Source organism: Pseudomonas sp. Marseille-Q5115 (assembly GCF_916618905.1).
GTDB classification, from domain to species: Bacteria; Pseudomonadota; Gammaproteobacteria; order Pseudomonadales; family Pseudomonadaceae; genus Aquipseudomonas; species Aquipseudomonas japonica_A.
The window spans coordinates 4,049,354-4,066,878 of record NZ_CAKAKI010000001.1 but is presented as its reverse complement, the minus strand read 5'-3'; the positions used below and the strand labels follow the sequence as shown (position 1 = coordinate 4,066,878).

At 60.6% G+C, this 17,525-nt stretch carries 13 protein-coding genes; 5 read left to right on the top strand and 8 right to left on the bottom strand.

The features are described 5' to 3' along the window. Positions 1-677: 677 nt before the first annotated feature. Entirely contained in the window at positions 678-1,685 is a 1,008-nt protein-coding gene (locus tag LG385_RS18590; RefSeq protein ID WP_225775432.1) for a hypothetical protein, read from the bottom strand. Between the two features lie 359 nt (positions 1,686-2,044). Here LG385_RS18590 and tssI point away from each other — a divergent pair, with 359 nt between their 5' ends. From tssI to LG385_RS18565, 5 genes are all read left to right on the top strand, one after another. Further along, complete coding sequence (gene tssI / locus LG385_RS18585) at positions 2,045-3,832, top strand: type VI secretion system tip protein TssI/VgrG (RefSeq protein ID WP_225775431.1); 1,788 nt, start codon at positions 2,045-2,047, stop codon at positions 3,830-3,832. A gap of 165 nt (positions 3,833-3,997) precedes the next feature. Next, on the top strand, positions 3,998-5,803 hold the full coding sequence (locus LG385_RS18580; protein WP_225775430.1) for a phenylacyl-CoA dehydrogenase: 1,806 nt from the start codon (positions 3,998-4,000) through the stop codon (positions 5,801-5,803). Positions 5,804-6,018: 215 nt separating this feature from the next. Beyond that, positions 6,019-7,305: a sensor domain-containing diguanylate cyclase gene (locus LG385_RS18575; protein ID WP_225775429.1), complete on the top strand. Its 1,287-nt coding sequence runs from the start codon at positions 6,019-6,021 to the stop codon at positions 7,303-7,305. Positions 7,306-7,403: 98 nt separating this feature from the next. Beyond that, entirely contained in the window at positions 7,404-9,188 is a 1,785-nt protein-coding gene (locus LG385_RS18570; RefSeq protein ID WP_225775428.1) for an acyl-CoA dehydrogenase C-terminal domain-containing protein, read from the top strand. Positions 9,189-9,562: 374 nt separating this feature from the next. After that, positions 9,563-9,721: a YqaE/Pmp3 family membrane protein gene (locus LG385_RS18565; protein WP_011063854.1), complete on the top strand. Its 159-nt coding sequence runs from the start codon at positions 9,563-9,565 to the stop codon at positions 9,719-9,721. On the opposite strand, the gene LG385_RS18560 is transcribed toward LG385_RS18565, so the two are convergent. The 7 genes from LG385_RS18560 to pqqF all read right to left on the bottom strand — a co-directional run bounded on the left by LG385_RS18560 (position 9,718) and on the right by pqqF (position 17,419). Then, on the bottom strand, positions 9,718-11,553 hold the full coding sequence (locus tag LG385_RS18560; RefSeq protein ID WP_225775427.1) for a prolyl oligopeptidase family serine peptidase: 1,836 nt from the start codon (positions 11,551-11,553) through the stop codon (positions 9,718-9,720). The genes LG385_RS18565 and LG385_RS18560 overlap by 4 nt on opposite strands. After that, the gene (gene pqqE, locus LG385_RS18555; RefSeq protein WP_181113290.1) at positions 11,519-12,667 is read right to left on the bottom strand and encodes a pyrroloquinoline quinone biosynthesis protein PqqE; all 1,149 of its coding nucleotides are present in this window, start codon (positions 12,665-12,667) and stop codon (positions 11,519-11,521) included. Before pqqE ends, LG385_RS18560 begins: the two co-directional genes overlap by 35 nt. Next, on the bottom strand, positions 12,639-12,914 hold the full coding sequence (gene pqqD / locus LG385_RS18550) for a pyrroloquinoline quinone biosynthesis peptide chaperone PqqD (RefSeq protein ID WP_181113287.1): 276 nt from the start codon (positions 12,912-12,914) through the stop codon (positions 12,639-12,641). Before pqqD ends, pqqE begins: the two co-directional genes overlap by 29 nt. Then, positions 12,911-13,699 carry a pyrroloquinoline-quinone synthase PqqC gene (gene pqqC / locus LG385_RS18545; RefSeq protein ID WP_225775426.1) on the bottom strand — a complete coding sequence of 263 codons (789 nt, stop codon included), beginning with the start codon at positions 13,697-13,699 and terminating at the stop codon, positions 12,911-12,913. The genes pqqD and pqqC overlap by 4 nt, the downstream gene beginning before the upstream one ends. A gap of 61 nt (positions 13,700-13,760) precedes the next feature. Beyond that, on the bottom strand, positions 13,761-14,672 hold the full coding sequence (gene pqqB, locus LG385_RS18540; protein WP_225775425.1) for a pyrroloquinoline quinone biosynthesis protein PqqB: 912 nt from the start codon (positions 14,670-14,672) through the stop codon (positions 13,761-13,763). Between the two features lie 66 nt (positions 14,673-14,738). Further along, positions 14,739-14,810: a pyrroloquinoline quinone precursor peptide PqqA gene (gene pqqA, locus LG385_RS18535; RefSeq protein WP_003243383.1), complete on the bottom strand. Its 72-nt coding sequence runs from the start codon at positions 14,808-14,810 to the stop codon at positions 14,739-14,741. Positions 14,811-14,944: 134 nt separating this feature from the next. Then, positions 14,945-17,419: a pyrroloquinoline quinone biosynthesis protein PqqF gene (gene pqqF, locus LG385_RS18530; RefSeq protein ID WP_225775424.1), complete on the bottom strand. Its 2,475-nt coding sequence runs from the start codon at positions 17,417-17,419 to the stop codon at positions 14,945-14,947. Positions 17,420-17,525: the final 106 nt, after the last annotated feature.

Sequence of the window (17,525 nt, the reverse complement as noted above, 5' to 3'; positions counted from 1 at the left end):
GATCGCATGGGTTTATAGTTTACAAGAAGTCTGAGAACGGCGTCATCCAGTAACCCCGGCTGCGCTAGGGTAGAACTATTGGGTGCCCGGGTAGGTTAGTAGATCCAGATGCGCTTTATCGCCCGTCTACCTGAATGCAAACGTCCTTTCCATTCACTATCTTGCAGGGCCAGTTATCGTTTATGTAGTGGTCGGGCTTGAAGCATGCGCGATCGTCGTTTACCCAATAGATCTGTCGAGTGGTGCCTGAAATATATAGCTTTCCGCAGGGCGAATAGCCTCTTGCAAGCAGTATTATAGTTATAATAATAGCGGTCGCTGGTACTAGGTAAATAAGTGTCTTGAATGCCACTGTAAACATTAGGTTTTGAAATCTAAATAGCCTTGATCCCTTCGGTGGATCAAATTTTTTGCCTGTGTATGCTGCAACTATAGCGGAGGTAGTCGCTAGAGCAAAAATAGGTAGCGCCGCTAGGAAAATGAGAACTATATATTGAGTTTCTACGACTAGAGCTTCGCGCTGAAGTCTCCCGTAGAGTTGAATCAGGAATTTTATTAGCCAATAAAGTGAAAGGCAAGTCATAAGCAGCATGAAGGGGATGAACGCCGTAGCGATTAGTCTGGTTTTTGTCGATAACGTTTGTAGATGATGATGTTTGGTTCTGGACGTCATCAGGCTATAGTCCTGGGATATTAAAGCCAGGCAGGCGGGGGAGGCGGGGAGGCGCAGGCCAGCCTGAAGGGTATATACCCTCATATTGTATTTTTTGTAGCGCCCATTTTTTAGTTTCCTCTAGGAAGTGTTCCGTTGCGCTCGACGCAATGCCATTGCCTATTTTTGTGGTATATTTTTGCAGGTCGACTTTTCTGATCTCGGTAAATTTTAACTTTAGGTTGTGGAGGTTTTCAACTCCGTAGCGGAGACCGGCCTTCACCGATTTCTTCACGCCATAGTCGGTATCCAGGGTATTCAATGAATACCCTACGGCGAACACTATGAATGCCCCTGCCGCAACGGGTAGGAGAACGGTGCCAACCCAAGCAGCCACGATAACCGCCACGGCATACCCAACCGCCGAGGCGATTCCCGCCTTTACGAGTTCCACCCCGATCCCTGCAAATAAGTCACTCATTACCGCTTCGTCATTAAAAACCCATTCCAAAACTTCAATACCGACCGCTACATAGCAGGAGAGTTTGAAGCCGGAGATGGAAGTTCCTCTTATGCCGTACTTCCCGATTCCCATCTCGACGAGCTGAGGATTGCGAATGCCATAGCGCGTGCCCTTGAGTTTATTTCGAAGTCCGGCGTGGCCAGTCAGCACTAAGTACTGCCGTCCGTTGTGGGTCGATATCTTGACCTTGGTACCGAAGCCGCCGATATCACGATAAAACTTCGCAAAGTTGTAAAGATCATATACACCCAATGCACTCGGAACGCCTGCATTCGTATTCACATACTCATGAACCGTCCCGTTATAGGCAGCCTGTGTTCTGCCCCAGGCGCCATCCAGTAACCCGGGCTGTGTCCGGGTACATATTCGGGGTGCCTGGGTTGGGGTTGGCACCGTGGTGAAAGGGGGGATGCGTGTGACAGGCCCGTCCATGGGCAAAATGATCAGTTCACGCTGGTTTTCGTCGAGTTCGCGGTCCAGCTGTTCGAGCTGGGCATTGCTTGGGCTCATGACGGGCTTTCCTTGTCGGCATGGCTTTTGGCTGGGTTGGCAGCCTCGAAAGGGGACGAGCCTACAGGCAGGACCTATCGATTTCAAACGGATGGGATCCGCTTATAGCGACCTTTATCACCGACGCCAAGTGTCCTTAGGATGCCTTGAAAGGCCTGTTTTAGAGGCGTTTGAGAGGTTGATGCGAGACGTTGAGCGGCCGCAAAGCCCCAGGCTGTTCGCAACATTTTCTGACGCTTTTTGGTAACGTTTTATTGACGTTCCGCGCCTGGGAGCGGTTCCATGTGGCCGTTTCGATAGGCGCAGGAAGCTCATCATGATTATGGAAAACCTTGGGTCATTGCTTACAGGACAATCGCTTGTTCACGTTTCATTCGCCATTACCTTCCCATCAAGTACTGCAACTGCTGCGGTTCGAAGGGCGGGAGGCGATGTCCGAGCTGTTCCGCTTCAATGTGCAGCTGATAGCCCACGATCCCAACATCGAGTTGAAGAAGCTGATCGGGCAGCAGGTGCGGATTGGCATCACCTTGGCCGATGGCAGCATGAGGTACATCAGCGCGCTGGTGTCGAACTTTGTTCATGTGGGTGTCGATAAACAGGTCGCGCATTACCACGCCGAGCTGGTGCCATGGCTATGGGTGCTCAGCCGCCGCCGCGATTCCCGTATCTTCCAGGACAAATCCACCGAGGAAATCGTGAGAGAGGTCCTGGCCCATTACCCAGCCTTGGCCGATTACGAATTCCGCCTGAGTAAGCCGCTCGAGCCTGTGAGCTATTGCACGCAGTACGAGGAAAGCGACCTTAATTTCGTTCTGCGGCTGTTGGAAAACGAGGGCCTGTTCTTCATGTTCCAGCATCGCGAAGACGGCCATCGCCTGATCATTGCCGATGACAGTGACCGGCTCAAGCCGCTGGTGGCGCAACCGGTAATCCGCTACCACGGCGCGTCTGCTGTTGAAACCGAGGATTCGATCACCGAATGGTCGGGCGCGCGCCATTTCCAGCCGAGCGCCTTGTCACTTAAAACCTTCAACTACAAATATCCCCGGGACTCGAACTGGGTTCATTTGAAATCGATCAATGAACAAGGCGACGTTGGCGAACTGGAGGTCTTTCAGTACGAGGGCCTCTATGGTTATCCCAATCTCGAAGCAGGGGATGCCAAGGCAAGGCACCGGCTCGAGGCAATGGAAGTCCAGGGCAAGGTGTTCGATGGCAAGAGTACTTGCCGGGCAATGGAGCCCGGCCATACCTTCGAACTGACGCAACACTACGACCATGACGATGGCCAACCCGAAGACCGGCACTTCCTGCTGCTTGCGGTGGACCACTATGGTCGCAATAACTACAGCAACCAGGGTGGGGCCGGTTATAGCAACACCTTTACCTGTATCCGCCGCAAGATTCCGTTCCGGCCAAGCCTTGATACGCCCAGGGGCGTGATCAGCGGGCCGCAGACCGCGATCGTGACCGGGCCCCGTGGCGAGGAGATCTTTACAGATGAATTGGGCAGGGTGAAGGTGAAGTTCCACTGGGACCGCAACGGCACGTCCGACGACCGCAGCTCGTGCTGGGTTCGTGTAGCGCAGGCTGCTGCCAGTGGTGGTTTCGGCAGCATCCAGATACCCCGGGTGGGTGACGAAGTGATCGTGGCCTTCCTGGACGGCAACCCTGATCGCCCATTGATCATCGGTAGTTTATACAACGGTATCAACTCGCCGCCCTGGGCGTTGCCAGCGCAAAAGACACAGAGCGGCTTCCTCACGCGCTCGATCAAGGGCGACGCCCGTACGGCAAACGCCTTGCGGTTCGATGACAAGACCGGTGCCGAACAGGTCCTCGTGCATGCTCACCGTAATCTGAATATCAGCGTCCAGGCGGACGAAAGCCGCTCTGTAGGTGGCAATCGCAGGACAATCGTTAGTGGGATGCACTCGGAGATCATCAAGCTGGAAAGCAGCGTGATCGTCGAGGACGGCAACTATTGCGTCTCGGTCGAACAGGGCGTGCTAGCGCTCAAGGCTACAACGGCCATCAGCCTGGAGGTGGGTTCGAGCAAGTTGGTAATGCACCCCGATGGGCGGATTCTGTTATCCGGTGTGACGGTCGATATAAAAGGATCGACCGCCATCAATCTCAATTAAAGCCTCTCGTCGGGCGAGAGTCGATCAGCGGCCCAGCCATGCCCCTTGACAACCCATCTGGCATAAACGTATGTTTCAAACACCTGTTTGACGCGTCCGCCGCGGGTGGATGAGTCGATTATTTGCGGTTCACCCCCTACCGGATTCAGCACAGAGGTTTTCGTTATGCCCGACTACAAGGCCCCCTTGCGTGATATTCGCTTCGTTCGCGATGAGCTGCTCGGCTATGAAGCGCACTATCAAAGCCTGCCTGGCTGCCAGGATGCTACCCCGGACATGGTCGATGCCATCCTCGAAGAAGGCGCCAAATTCGCCGAGCAGGTATTGGCGCCGCTGAACCGTGTAGGCGATCTCGAAGGCTGCACCTGGTCCGAGGGCGGGGTGAAAACGCCGACGGGCTTCAAGGAAGCCTACAAGCAGTTCGTTGAAGGCGGCTGGCCAAGCCTGGCCCATGACGTGGACCACGGTGGCCAAGGCCTGCCCGAGTCGCTGGGCTTGGTTATCAGCGAACTGGTGGGCACCGCCAACTGGTCGTGGGGCATGTACCCCGGCCTGTCCCATGGCGCGATGAACACCATCTCTGCCCATGGCACCCCGGAACAGCAGCACACCTACCTGACCAAGCTGGTGTCCGGCGAGTGGACCGGCACCATGTGCCTCACCGAGCCTCACTGCGGTACCGACCTGGGCATGCTGCGCACCAAGGCCGAGCCTCAGGCCGACGGCAGCTACAAGGTCAGCGGCACCAAGATCTTCATCTCCGCCGGCGAACACGACATGGCCGATAACATCGTCCACATCGTACTGGCTCGCCTGCCCGATGCCCCGGCTGGCACCAAAGGCATCTCGCTGTTCATCGTGCCCAAGTTCCTGCCCAACGCCGAAGGCGGCGTGGGCGAGCGCAACGGTGTGTCCTGTGGCTCGCTCGAGCACAAGATGGGCATCCACGGCAACGCGACCTGCGTGATGAACTTCGACGGCGCCACCGGCTACCTGATCGGCGCGGCGAACAAAGGCTTGAACTGCATGTTCACCTTTATGAACACCGCTCGCCTGGGTACCGCCCTGCAAGGCCTGGCCCATGCCGAGATCGCCTTCCAGGGTGGCCTGAAATATGCCCGTGACCGCCTGCAGATGCGCTCGCTCACCGGCCCGAAGGCGCCAGACAAAGCCGCTGACCCGATCATCGTTCACCCCGACGTACGCCGCATGCTGCTGACCATGAAGGCATTCGCCGAAGGCAACCGTGCCATGGTGTACTTCACTTCCAAGCTGGTAGACATCGTCAAGTACAGTCAGGACGAAGAAGAGAAGAAGCGCGCTGACGGCCTGTTGGCCTTCATGACCCCGATCGCCAAGGCCTTCATGACCGAAGTAGGCTTCGAAGCGGCCAACCACGGGGTGCAGATCTACGGCGGCCACGGCTTCATCGCCGAGTGGGGCATGGAGCAGAATGTTCGCGACAGCCGCATTTCCATGCTGTACGAAGGCACTACCGGCGTTCAGGCCCTGGACCTCTTGGGTCGCAAGGTACTGATGACCCAGGGCGAAGCGCTCAAGGGCTTCACCAAGATCGTGCACAAGTTCTGCCAGGCCCAGGAAGGCAACGAAGCCGTGAAGGAATTCGTGACGCCCCTGGCCCAGCTGAACAAAGAGTGGGGCGAGCTGACGATGAAAGTCGGCATGGCTGCCATGAAGGATCGCGAAGAAGTGGGCGCGGCCTCCGTGGATTACCTGATGTACTCGGGCTACGCCTGCCTGGCGTACTTCTGGGCGGACATGGCCCGCCTGGCTGCGCAGAAACTGGCCGAAGGCACTTCCGAAGAAGCCTTCTACACCGCCAAGCTGCACACCGCACGCTTCTACTTCCAGCGCATCCTGCCGCGCACCCGCACCCATGTGGCTGCGATGCTGTCGGGGGCAAGCAACTTGATGGCCCTGGAAGAAGCGGCGTTCGACCTCGGCTACTGATACTGCCCGCTGCTCCCAAAGCCGCTACCTTCACAGGTAGCGGCTTTTTTGTTGCTCGCAAAAAAAGGTGTTATTGATGCTCCAGGCCACTCGAGGGAATGTAAGCGCCGGCTTTTGGTCCGACCTTTGACGGGTGCCTCATTCTTTAAGAGGCACGGCCGATACAAATAAAGGCACAATGCCACATACCATTTGCTGGGCCGGAGCCAGTCCCTTTGCCGCGTTCATCTGCCTATCGCTATAGCCACTTTCTGCCGTCTGCCCTGTTATTGCTGGCGGGGCTGGCTGCAGCCTATGTACGTGACCTGAGCACATTCTTTACCTCGCTGTTCAACGTGCTGCCTACGTTGGTGCTGTTGTTGGGTGGTGCTTACTGCGCGGTGTACCGCCGCCAGCGTGAGCTGTTCCTGATGGTCACGGTGTATGTCGCCTATTTCCTCCTGGACACCCAGACCGACTATTACCGGGACAACGGCAAGGTCCGCGATGACGCCGCAGTGATCTTCCATCTGTGCTGCCTGTTATTGCCCCTGCTTTACGGCTTGTTCGGCGCGTGGCAGGAGCGCACGCACCTGGTGCAGGACATGGTGGCCCGCTTCGCCGTGCTGCTGGCAGTGGGCGCAGTGGCGCTCGGGTTTGAGCAAAGTTTCCCGCAGGCGCTGCTCAGTTGGCTCGCGGACATTCGCTGGCCCGCGCTGCATGGGCAGTGGATGAGCCTGATCCAGCTGGCCTACCCTGTATTTTTCCTGATGTTCGTGCTGCTGGGCGTTCAATACGTCCGCCAGCCCCGCCCGCTGCATGCCGCCCAACTGGTGGGGTTGGTAGGCCTGTTCTGGATGCTGCCCAAGACCTTCATCCTGCCGTTCACGCTCAATATCATGTGCAGCCAGGTGATGCTGATGATCGCCGCAGCGGTAGCGCATGAGGCCTACCAGATGGCGTTCCGTGACGAGCTTACCGGCTTGCCGGGCCGTCGCGCGCTGAACGAACGGCTGCAGCGGCTGGGGCGCAACTACGTGATCGCCATGAGCGACGTGGACCACTTCAAACGCTTCAACGATACCCATGGCCATGACGTAGGCGACCAGGTATTGCGCCTGGTAGCCAGCAAGCTCGGCAAGGTGAGTGGCGGGGGCCGGGCCTATCGCTATGGGGGCGAAGAGTTCGCCCTGGTGTTCGCCGGCAAAACCCTGGAAGAGTGCCTGCCTCACCTGGAAGCGGTGCGAGGCGTGATCGCCGCCTACACCATCCACCTGCGGGACCCGGACCGCCCCGCCGACGATCTGCAAGGCAGGCAACGCCGGGGTGCCAGCGCTGCCACTCAGGTTTCGGTCACCATCAGCATTGGCGTCGCCGAGCGGCAACTCGAACAGCGCAACCCCGAAGAGGTGTTGAAGGCCGCCGACCAGGCGCTGTATGCCGCCAAGGGGGCCGGCCGCAATTGCGTGGTAGCCCATGGCCAGAATCGACGGGGAGCCATCCGGACGCGAAATGCAGCGTGACCGAGCTAAACTGTCCGGTCACGCCATGACGCTACGTCTCTGATTTGTTGTTGGGCTACACTGGCGCCATCTCCTTTTTTGTGTTCTGAGAGGTTGCCATGGCCGAGTACAAAGCCCCGTTGCGCGACATGCGTTTCATCCTTGAAAACGTATTCGACGCGCCTGCTCAGTGGGCCAGCCTGCCTGCGCTGGCGGAGGTGGTAGACGCCGAAACCGCCTTGGCCGTGCTGGAGGAAGCCGGCAAGCTTACCGGTACCGCCATTGCTCCCCTCAGCCGCGCCGCCGACGAAGAAGGCTGCCATTACGCCGATACCGTAGTTACCACGCCCAAAGGGTTTGTGGAGGCGTACAAGCTGTACGCCGAAGGCGGGTGGGTAGGCGTAGGGGGCGATCCGGCCTTTGGCGGCATGGGCATGCCCAAGGCCATTTCGGCTCAAGTCGAGGAAATGGTGAACTCGGCCAGCCTGGCCTTCGGCTTGTACCCCATGCTGACCTCCGGGGCCTGCCTGTCCATTAGCGCCCATGCCAGTGAAGCTCTGAAGCAGCAGTACCTGCCGAACATGTACGCCGGCGTATGGGCAGGCTCCATGTGCCTTACCGAGCCCCATGCTGGCACCGACCTGGGCATCATCCGTACCCGCGCGCTGCCCCAGGCCGATGGCAGCTATAAGGTCAGCGGCACCAAGATCTTCATCACCGGTGGCGAGCACGACCTTACCGAGAACATCATCCACCTCGTGCTGGCCAAGCTCCCCGACGCACCGCCCGGGCCAAAGGGTATCTCGCTGTTTCTGGTGCCTAAGTTCATGGTCAACGCCGATGGCAGCCTGGGCGAACGTAATGCCGTGAGCTGTGGCTCCATCGAGCACAAGATGGGCATCCAGGCGTCTGCCACCTGCGTAATGAATTTCGACGACGCGGTCGGGTACCTGGTGGGCGAAGAGAACAAGGGCCTGGCCGCCATGTTCACCATGATGAATTACGAGCGCCTGGGCGTGGGTATCCAAGGGTTGGCCTCCGGTGAGCGCTCATACCAGAACGCCGTGGAATACGCCTGCGAGCGCCTGCAAAGCCGTTCGCCCACAGGCCCACAGGCCAAGGACAAGCCGGCCGACCCGATCATCGTGCACCCGGACGTGCGCCGTATGCTGCTCACCATGAAAGCCATGAACGAAGGTGGACGAGCCTTTTCCACCTATGTGGCGATGCAGCTGGACGTGGCTAAATACGCAGAAGAACCCGAACGCCGTACCCGTGCCGAGAACCTCGTAGCGTTGCTCACGCCTGTGGCCAAGGCATTCCTTACCGATGCCGGCCTTGAAACGACCGTTCACGGCCAGCAGGTATTCGGTGGCCATGGCTATATTCGTGAGTGGGGCCAGGAACAGCTGGTGCGCGATGTGCGAATCACCCAGATCTACGAAGGCACCAACGGCATTCAGGCGCTGGATCTGGTGGGCCGTAAAGTCGTGGGCAGCGGCGGGGCATTCTATCGGTTGTTCTCGGACGAAATCCGCGCGTTTGCCAACGGCGCCTCAAGTGACCTTGCCGAGTTCACTGCGCCGCTGACGGCCGCCCTCGATACCCTCGACGGCCTTACGGAATGGGTGCTCACGCGTGCCGCCGGCAACCCGCAGGAAATCGGCGCTGCCTCGGTCGAATACCTCCAGGCCTTTGGTTACACGGCGTACGCCTATATGTGGGCGCGCATGGCCCAGGCTGCGCTGGCAGGGGGCGAGGAAGCGTTCTACGCCAGCAAGTTGGGCACCGCGCGGTTCTACTTCGCACGGCTGCTGCCCCGTATTCACTCGCTCGCCGCTTCGGTAAGGGCGGGCAGTGAATCCTTGTACCTGTTGGAAGCGGAGCAATTTCTGGCTGTCTGATAGCGTGTAAGCCATCGCTTACACGCACCGGTGTCGATAGCTGATTGGCGCCCGCCGCTGCGGTGCGTATCTTGTGCACATGGACGTAGCGCAGGAAGCGCCGAACAGAAAAGGGACACGAAAAGGATCACTGCCAAGGCTGGCGGGACGATATGGATGTCAGGGAAACAAGTCTGCAAACCCCGCCTCGGCGGGGTTTCTTGTTTCTGGGAATATGAATCGATGGGCCCCCTGCGAGAAGCGCAAGAACGGCCTTCTTGCGGCGCTGGCAATTCGCGAGCTCCGCCCGCTTCCTATAGAGCAAGAGGCGCCAACCGCTGAACCGCAGCGGCAGGCCGGGGTCTGTGAGGTATACCTTTTGGAGGCATTACCCCATGGACCTGATCCGCATCATTTTCGCCATCCTGCTCCCCCCGCTGGGCGTTTTCCTGCAAGTGGGCTTCGGGGGCGCCTTCTGGCTGAACATTCTGCTCACGCTCTGTGGCTACATTCCGGGCATTGTGCATGCTGTCTACATCATCGCGAAACGTTAGACCATCCCCTTGTAGAACAGCCACTCCTGCTCCAGTGCGTGCGCCAGGTTTTTCGCCTGGCGAAAGCCGTGGCGCTCCTCGGCGTAGAAGAACGCTTTGACCGGCACGCCGTTGGCCTCTAGCGAAGCGACCATCGCCGCGGTCTGTTCGGGCACCACCACCGTATCAAGCTCGCCCTGGAAGAAAATCACCGGGGCCGTGATACGGTCAGCGTGCTGTAGCGGGGTACGCTCGGCGTAACGCTGGGCATCCTGGTCAGGGTCGCCGATCAGCCAATCCAGGTAATCGGCCTCGAACTTGTGGGTTTCGCGCGCAAGCGTCATCGGGTCGCTTACGCCATACAGGCTGGCACCGCCGCTGAAAATATCCAGGAACGCGAGGGCGCACAGTGTGGTGTAGCCACCGGCGCTGCTGCCACGGATGAAGGCGTGGGCGTCGTCTACCCAGCGTTCGGCGCGCAACCAGGTTACAGCGTTCCCGGCATCCTGTACGTCCGTCACGCCCCAGTTATGCTGCAACGCCATGCGATAGGCGCGGCCATAGCCGCTGCTGCCACGGTAGTTCAGGTCGGCAACGGCAAAGCCACGCTGGCACCAGAACTGTATGCGCGGGTCCAGCACGGGGTAGCAGGCGGAGGTTGGGCCACCATGAATGAACACCAGCAAGGGCGCGTTCGCCGGTTCGCCGTACGCAGGGTAAAAGAAGCCGTGTGCCTCGCCGTCGCCGCTGGGGTAGGTGAACGGCCGGGGTGTTGTGATCGCTGAGGCTGGCAGTAATGGCTCGCTACCTGCGATTACGTCGAGCTCGTGGTTAGCTCGGTTGATGGCGATCACCGCAGGCGGAAGCAGCGGGGAGGCGGCAATGGCATACAAGTATTCGTCAGTGGCAGCGATGCTGCGAAAACGTGTGTAGTGATCGGTGTAATCAGTCAGCTCCCCCGCATCGCTGACAACGCCGAGGTAGCCGAAGCCTTTCTCCAGCCAGCTCGCGGCATAGCCGCCTTCAGGCAGCGGCAACCAGCTGGTGGTACCCAGTTGCCAAGGCGCGCTGGCGTGGTCCGCCGCTTTGCCGGGCAGCATGGCCCAACCATCAGCGGTTTCGCCCCAGGGTTGCCAGAACCCTTTGCGATCGCTCAGGCAATACAGGCGGCTTTGGCTGTCGAACCGTGGCTGCTGCAGGGATTCGGCTGTTCTGTTGCCTGCCACGCAGGCCGGCGCATTCCAACCCTCGCTGCCCGCGCGTTCCGCACACATCAAGCGAGTGCGCGTCCACGGCTGCTCGGGGCGGTCCCATTCCACCCACGCCAGGCGCTTGCCGCACGGGCTGAGTGTGGCCGCGCCGTAGAAGTCCGCGCCCTCGGCCAGTACCTGGCGCTCGCCGGTTTGGGCGTCGAGTGCCACCAGGCGGTGGCTGGGATAAGGCAGCCCCGGCCGTTCCTCTACCGCTAGCACCAGGCCGTGATGCCAGGCCAGGCCGCCATAATGGCAGCCACCCTGGCTCAGCAGTTCGGGCTCGCCCAAGGGTGTGACCGCTTGCCGGTAGATCTGCTGGTCTTTTTCATTGACGAAATACACCGCCTCCGGCCCGGCACAGAAGGCCCCACCGCCGTACTCGTACACCCGGCTGCGTACGCTGAACCCTTCAGGTGTGACGCAGTGAGTGGCGCCTTCCTGCCAGCGATAGAGCCGGGAGCTACCTTCTTCAGGGCGGAATTCGTTCCAGAACAGCCCGGCGCCAGTAACGGCGAGTTCGGCGAAGTCGCGGCCAGCGGCAACCACTTCCGGTGCGCCAAGGGGCTCAGCCCCGGGCGATGACGTGTGAATTTCGCTCATTTCGGTAGGTCAGCCCTTCGATAGGAGTGGTACTGCGCTCGGCTTCCTCCCGCGCTGCCAAAATCACCCCATGGTGAGCCGATTTGGCACACACCGGGTCGGCATTGCTGGCGTCGCCGGTCAGCATGAACGCCTGGCAGCGGCAGCCGCCGAAATCCTGCTCTTTCTCATCGCAGGAGCGGCACGGCTCGGGCATCCAGTCATAGCCCCGGAAGCGATTGAAGCCAAAGGAGCGGTACCAGATATCATCCAGCGACTGTTCCCGCACATTGGGGAACTGCACCGGCAACTGGCGCGCGCCGTGGCAAGGCAATGCGGTGCCGTCAGGCGTCACGGTCAGGAAGATACTGCCCCAGCCGTTCATGCAGGCCTTGGGCCGCTCTTCGTAGTAATCCGGCGTCACGAAGATCAGTTTGCACGGATGGCCCTCGGCTTCGAGCCGTGCACGGTATTCGTTGGTGATGCGCTCGGCCCGGCGTAACTGCTCTTGTGTTGGCAGCAAACCTACGCGGTTCAGCTGTGCCCACCCGTAGAACTGGCAGGTGGCAAGCTCCACGAAGTCAGCTTCCAATGCCAGGCACAGTTCGATGATCCGGTCGATACGGTCAATGTTGTGCCGGTGGGTCACGAAATTGAGCACCATCGGGTAGCCCCGTGCTTTCACCGCTCGCGCCATCGCCAACTTCTGCGCGAAGGCCTTTTTCGAGCCCGCGAGCAGGTTGTTCACGTCCTCGTCGCTGGCCTGGAAGCTGATCTGGATATGGTCCAGGCCAGCCGCCTTGAAGGTATCCAGGCGGGCTTCGGTGAGGCCGATGCCGGAGGTGATGAGGTTGGTGTAATACCCCAGCCGGCGAGCCTCACCGATAAGCTCGGCAAGGTCTTGGCGCACCAGCGGCTCGCCACCGGAAAACCCCAGCTGGGCCGCGCCCATCTCGCGGGCCTCGGCCATCACCCGGAACCATTCCTCGGTGGTCAGCTCTTTCCCCTGGGCGGCGAAGTCCAGCGGGTTGGAGCAGTAAGGGCACTGCAGCGGGCAGCGGTAGGTCAGCTCCGCCAGCAGCCACAGCGGCAGGCCCACTGCGGGCTCAGGCGAGCTGGAGCCAGTGCTTTTCACGCGCCACCTCCATGAACTGTTCGACGTCGTCGGCCAGCTCCGGTACACCCGGGAATTGTGAATTCAGGCTGTCGATGATTGCCGCGACACTGCGCTGGCCGTCGATCATCGCGCCGATGGCGCCCGCGCTTTCGTTGAGCTTGATCATGCCTTCAGGGTAGAGCAACACATGGCCTTTCTGCGCCGGCTCGTATTGAAAGCGATAGCCGGGGCGCCAGGCGGGCACCCGGTTACGGTCGAAACTCATAGTGTTATTCCTTTGTGCCAGACCCGCTCGCGGGTCACGCTGTGATAAGGAGGGCGATCAAGCTCATAGGCCATGGTCATGGCGTCCAGCATGCTCCACAAGATATCGAGCTTGAACTGCAGAATCTCCAGCATGCGCTGCTGGCCTTCGAGCGTAGTGTAGTGGGCCAGGGTTATCGCCAACCCATGCTCCACATCCCGGCGCGCCTGGCCCAGGCGGGTACGGAAGTACTCGTAGCCTGCCGGATCGATCCACGGGTAATGCGCCGGCCAGCTGTCCAGCCGGGATTGATGAATCTGTGGCGCGAACAATTCGGTCAGCGAGCTGCTGGCGGCTTCTTGCCAGCTCGCACGGCGGGCGAAGTTTACATAAGCGTCCACGGCAAAGCGCACGCCCGGCAGCACCAGCTCCTGGGAACGCAGCTGGTCGGGGTCCAGCCCCACGGCCTCCCCCAGCCTTAGCCAGGCTTCGATGCCACCGTCCTCGCCCGGCGCGCCGTCATGATCGAGCAGGCGCTGAATCCACTCGCGCCGCACCTCGCGGTCCGGGCAGTTGGCAAGGATGGCCGCATCCTTCATGGGGATGTTGACCTGGTAGTAGAAACGGTTGGCCACCCATCCCTGGATCTGCGCGCGGGTGGCGCGCCCTTCGTACATGGCCACATGGTACGGGTGGTAGATGTGGTAATAGGCGCCCTTGGCGCGCAAGGCCTGTTCGAATTCGGCCGGGGTGAGGGGTTGTTCGCTCACGGGAATGCCTCTTGTGATCGGTGTAAGGCGCGTCATCCATTCGCGAGCTACGCCCGCTTCCTGCAGGTTGAAAGCTCCTGCAAGGCGCAGGCGTACCCTACAGCTGGATGCTCATGCCGTCGAAGGCCACTTCTACGCCGCGCCGCTCCACTTCGGCGCGCTCGGGGGAGTCTTCGTCGAGGATCGGGTTGGTGTTGTTGATGTGGATCAGCACCTTGCGCGCAACGTTCAGGCCGTCCAGCACTTCAAGCATGCCGCCGGGGCCGTTTTGCGCCAGGTGGCCCATTTCCCTGCCGGTACGGGTACCTACGCCACGGCGTTGCATCTCGTCGTCTTCCCACAGGGTGCCGTCTACCAGCAAACAGTCTGCCTGCGCCATGCGTGTCAGCAGTTCCTCGCTCACCTGGCCCAGGCCTGGTGCATAGAACAATCGGCCACCGGTGTTCAGGTCTTCCACTATCAGCCCGATATTATCGCCGGGGTGCGGATCGAACCGGTGCGGGGAATAGGGTGGGGCAGCGCTTCGCAGTGGCAAAGGGGTAAAGCGCAGCGCCGGGCAGGCCGGTACGGTGAAGCTTTCGTCCAGGCCGATCCGTTGCCATTGCAAGCCACCGTTCCAGTGGCTAAGCATGTTGAACAGCGGGAAGCCGGTGGTGAGGTCCTGATGGACCATGTCGGTGCACCACACCTGGTGCGGGCAACCTTCACGCAAACTCAGCAGCCCGGTGGTGTGGTCGATCTGGCTGTCCAGCAGGATGACCGCCCCGATGCCCGTGTCGCGCAGCGCGCGGCCCGGTTGCAGCGGCGCGAAGCTTTGTAGCTGCGCGCGAATGTCCGGGGAGGCGTTGCATAGAATCCAGTTCACGCCGTCATCGGACAGGGCAATAGAGGACTGGGTGCGAGCCTGGGCGCGCAAGGTGCCGTCACGCAGGCCACGGCAATTGGGGCAATTGCAGTTCCACTGAGGGAAGCCACCACCCGCCGCCGAGCCGAGGATTTGAACGTACATGTGGGCTCTCGAATAGCGCAAATAAAAACGCCCCGGCGAACCGAGGCGTCATGCCGATCGTTGAGATCAACGATTAGCGAAGTACATCGTTACTTCAAAACCAATACGCAGATCAGTGTAAGCAGGTTTGGTCCACATGGGCGTCATCCTCTGTAGGAAAGAAAAAAGCCGGCAATGTTTAGTCCGCGCGCGGGCGCGGACGTTCATGCGAGGTTGGCCGCCATTGTACTCAAAGTAACCAGCCGGTTAGGTGAAAAATAAAGGAAAGCTCATTACCGTTCCGGTAAGAATGTTCCCATTGCCTCCCACCCTTTTGGTGCTTCACCCCCGTTTGCCAATACCAGCCAGCCGTGGTCGGCGTTGGCCAACCGCCAAGCCGCGCTCACCAGCTCGGTAGAGCGCAACTCCCCCATGGCCTGCTGCAAGCGCTTGAGATAATCCCCGTCGTGGCCACCCAGGTGGGCCTGCCATAGCGTGTCCGCCAGCTGGCTGGTGTCCATCTCCTCCGGTTTCAAGCGGTTGATCAATGACTGCCGCTGGCCAAGCAGCTTCTCGCTGCCCAGGTTGCCGATCAGCCGCGGCAGTTGCTTGAGGAACTGATCGAAATGGCCAAGCAACGCGGGCTGGTCCGTGCCGGGTGACTGCACGCCAAACACCAGGCCCGGCAAGCCGGCGATCTGTCGGAAGCTGCTGAACACCGCGTACCCCAGCTGCAACTCTACCCGTAACCGTTGGTAGAACGGCGCCTGGGCGATCTGTGCGATCAACCGCCAGGCAGCGTCCTCGCTGATCGACCCCGGCGGTGCGGGGCAGAACAGCAACAGGGCATGCTCGCTCCCGGGCGCGGGCAGTACGCTCCAGCGCTTGCCTTGCATGCGCCGGGCGCGGGCGGCCATCTGTGGGTCGGGGTGGCCCGGCATGGCCCGCAGCGCCAGGTTAAGCGCACTGCGGCTTGAATCGCTGAAGCCCAGCGCCAGACCTTCCCAGGTAGCCACGCTCCAGACCTTCTGAAGTTTGCCCGGCTGCACGTCTTCCGGCTGATGACGGGCGCTGCCACGACTATTGCCCAGGCAGTGCTCGGGCAATTGGCGCAGCAATTCGCGAATAGGCGTTTGTGCTGGCGGCGTCAGCGGCTCGGCATAGCGCCATACCTCTGGCGGCGGCGCATTCAAGACAGCCAGCACCTGCTCCAGCAGCGGCGCCATCGGCTCGCTGACGCCGCTGAGGCGTAGCTGCCAGTCTTCACCCAGGCTGGTGAACAGCACCTTCACCCCGGCTTGCCGTGCCTCGTGCACCAGCCGCTGCAAGGCGCGGTCCAGCACCTGCCACAGGCCAGCCTGGTGGGATGCGCCTACGTTCCAGCGCAACAGCAATTCGGCCTCATGTGCGCTGTTATCTACACCCTGTGCGTAACGCATGGCACGAATGTCGGCCACGGGTTGATCGGGGCGGCGGCTTGGCCGCAGGAAGCGGTTGCGTTGAGGCAGCCGCCAATGAGCGCCAGGTGCGGAGGCGACAAACGCATCTGAGGGTTTGGGCAGCGGATGAAGCACGCGTTCGGGCCGCAACTGGGCAAGCAGGGCACGCAAGGCAACCAGGCCCTGGTTGTCCAGCACTTCGGCGTGTTCTTCAGGCTGAGCCAGGCGCCTGGCCAAGGCCAGGGCGCCGCTGGTCAGGGCCTGGCGCCTTTGCAACAACGCGTACTCCTCACGAAGCATGGGCCAGTCATCCACAGCCTCGAAAAACTCAAGCCAGTCGAATGTCAGCGCACTGAGGGTTGGCAGGTGCCGTTGGCCATGGGCGGTAAGCGTGAATTCGATATCGATCAGCGCCTGCCCTTGGTACAGGTAGTGAGCGCTTACCCGCATGCTTTCGATCAGTTCGCGCCGTAGCAACTCCGCCTGCAATCCGCCGGGCTGGGCATTGGCGAACCAGGTGCTGAAAAACGCCACGGCCGCTGGCGCCCCTTCAGGCAGCTCATCGCAGGCGAACGCCAGGTTGAAGCGGCTGCCTTCGGCTTGTGGCTGAGCGTCCCCGGTACCGTCGAGTAGCGGCGGTGGCGCGGGACGAAGCCGTGGCTTTCCCCTTGGAAGGATGGCACAGGCACGTTGCGCCAGCCGGATCAGGTAATCCTCCGGCTGGGGGCCTACGAGGGTCAGGGTCATCTGCCCGCTGTGGTAGTGGTCCAAGTGGAACTGGCGCAGCGCTACCTGGAACTCGGCGCGCTCGAGCGGCAGGCTGTAACGGTTACCGGCGTGGAAGGCACGCAGCGGATGGCGCGCCGACAGTGGGCTGGTAAGCCATAGCTCATGGTGGGCCTGGTTGTCCCGTGACCAACTGATGAATTCGGCGTGCAGTACTTCACGCTCACGGCGCTGGTCGGTGGCGCTGAGCCGCGGGTTGGCGAACATTTCGCACATTCGCTCCAGCGCGCCGGAAAAGGCAGGCACCGGAACTTCGAAGAAGTAATCCGTGGTTCGCTCGCGGGTGGAGGCATTGAGTTGCCCGCCATGGCGCTGGACGAACGGCATCAATGCCTGATCGCCGGCGAAGCGGGTGGTGCCGAGAAAGAAGAGGTGTTCAAGGAAGTGCGCGAGGCCAGGCCAGGCCAGGTCGACATCGTGGCTACCTGCATCAACCCGCAAGAATGCAGCCGCGCGTTTGAGGCGCGGCTCGTGACAGATACGTACACGTAGCCCGTTGTCGAGCACCAGAGTCGCGCTGGCGGCTGATTGAGCAGCAGACATGGGGATCCGATCCAGAGGCAACAGGCCTTCATCGTAGCGGATCCCTGAAAGGGAAGGGGGAAATATTGCGTAACGGTACCGACAGGGCGTGACCGTTACGCAAGCT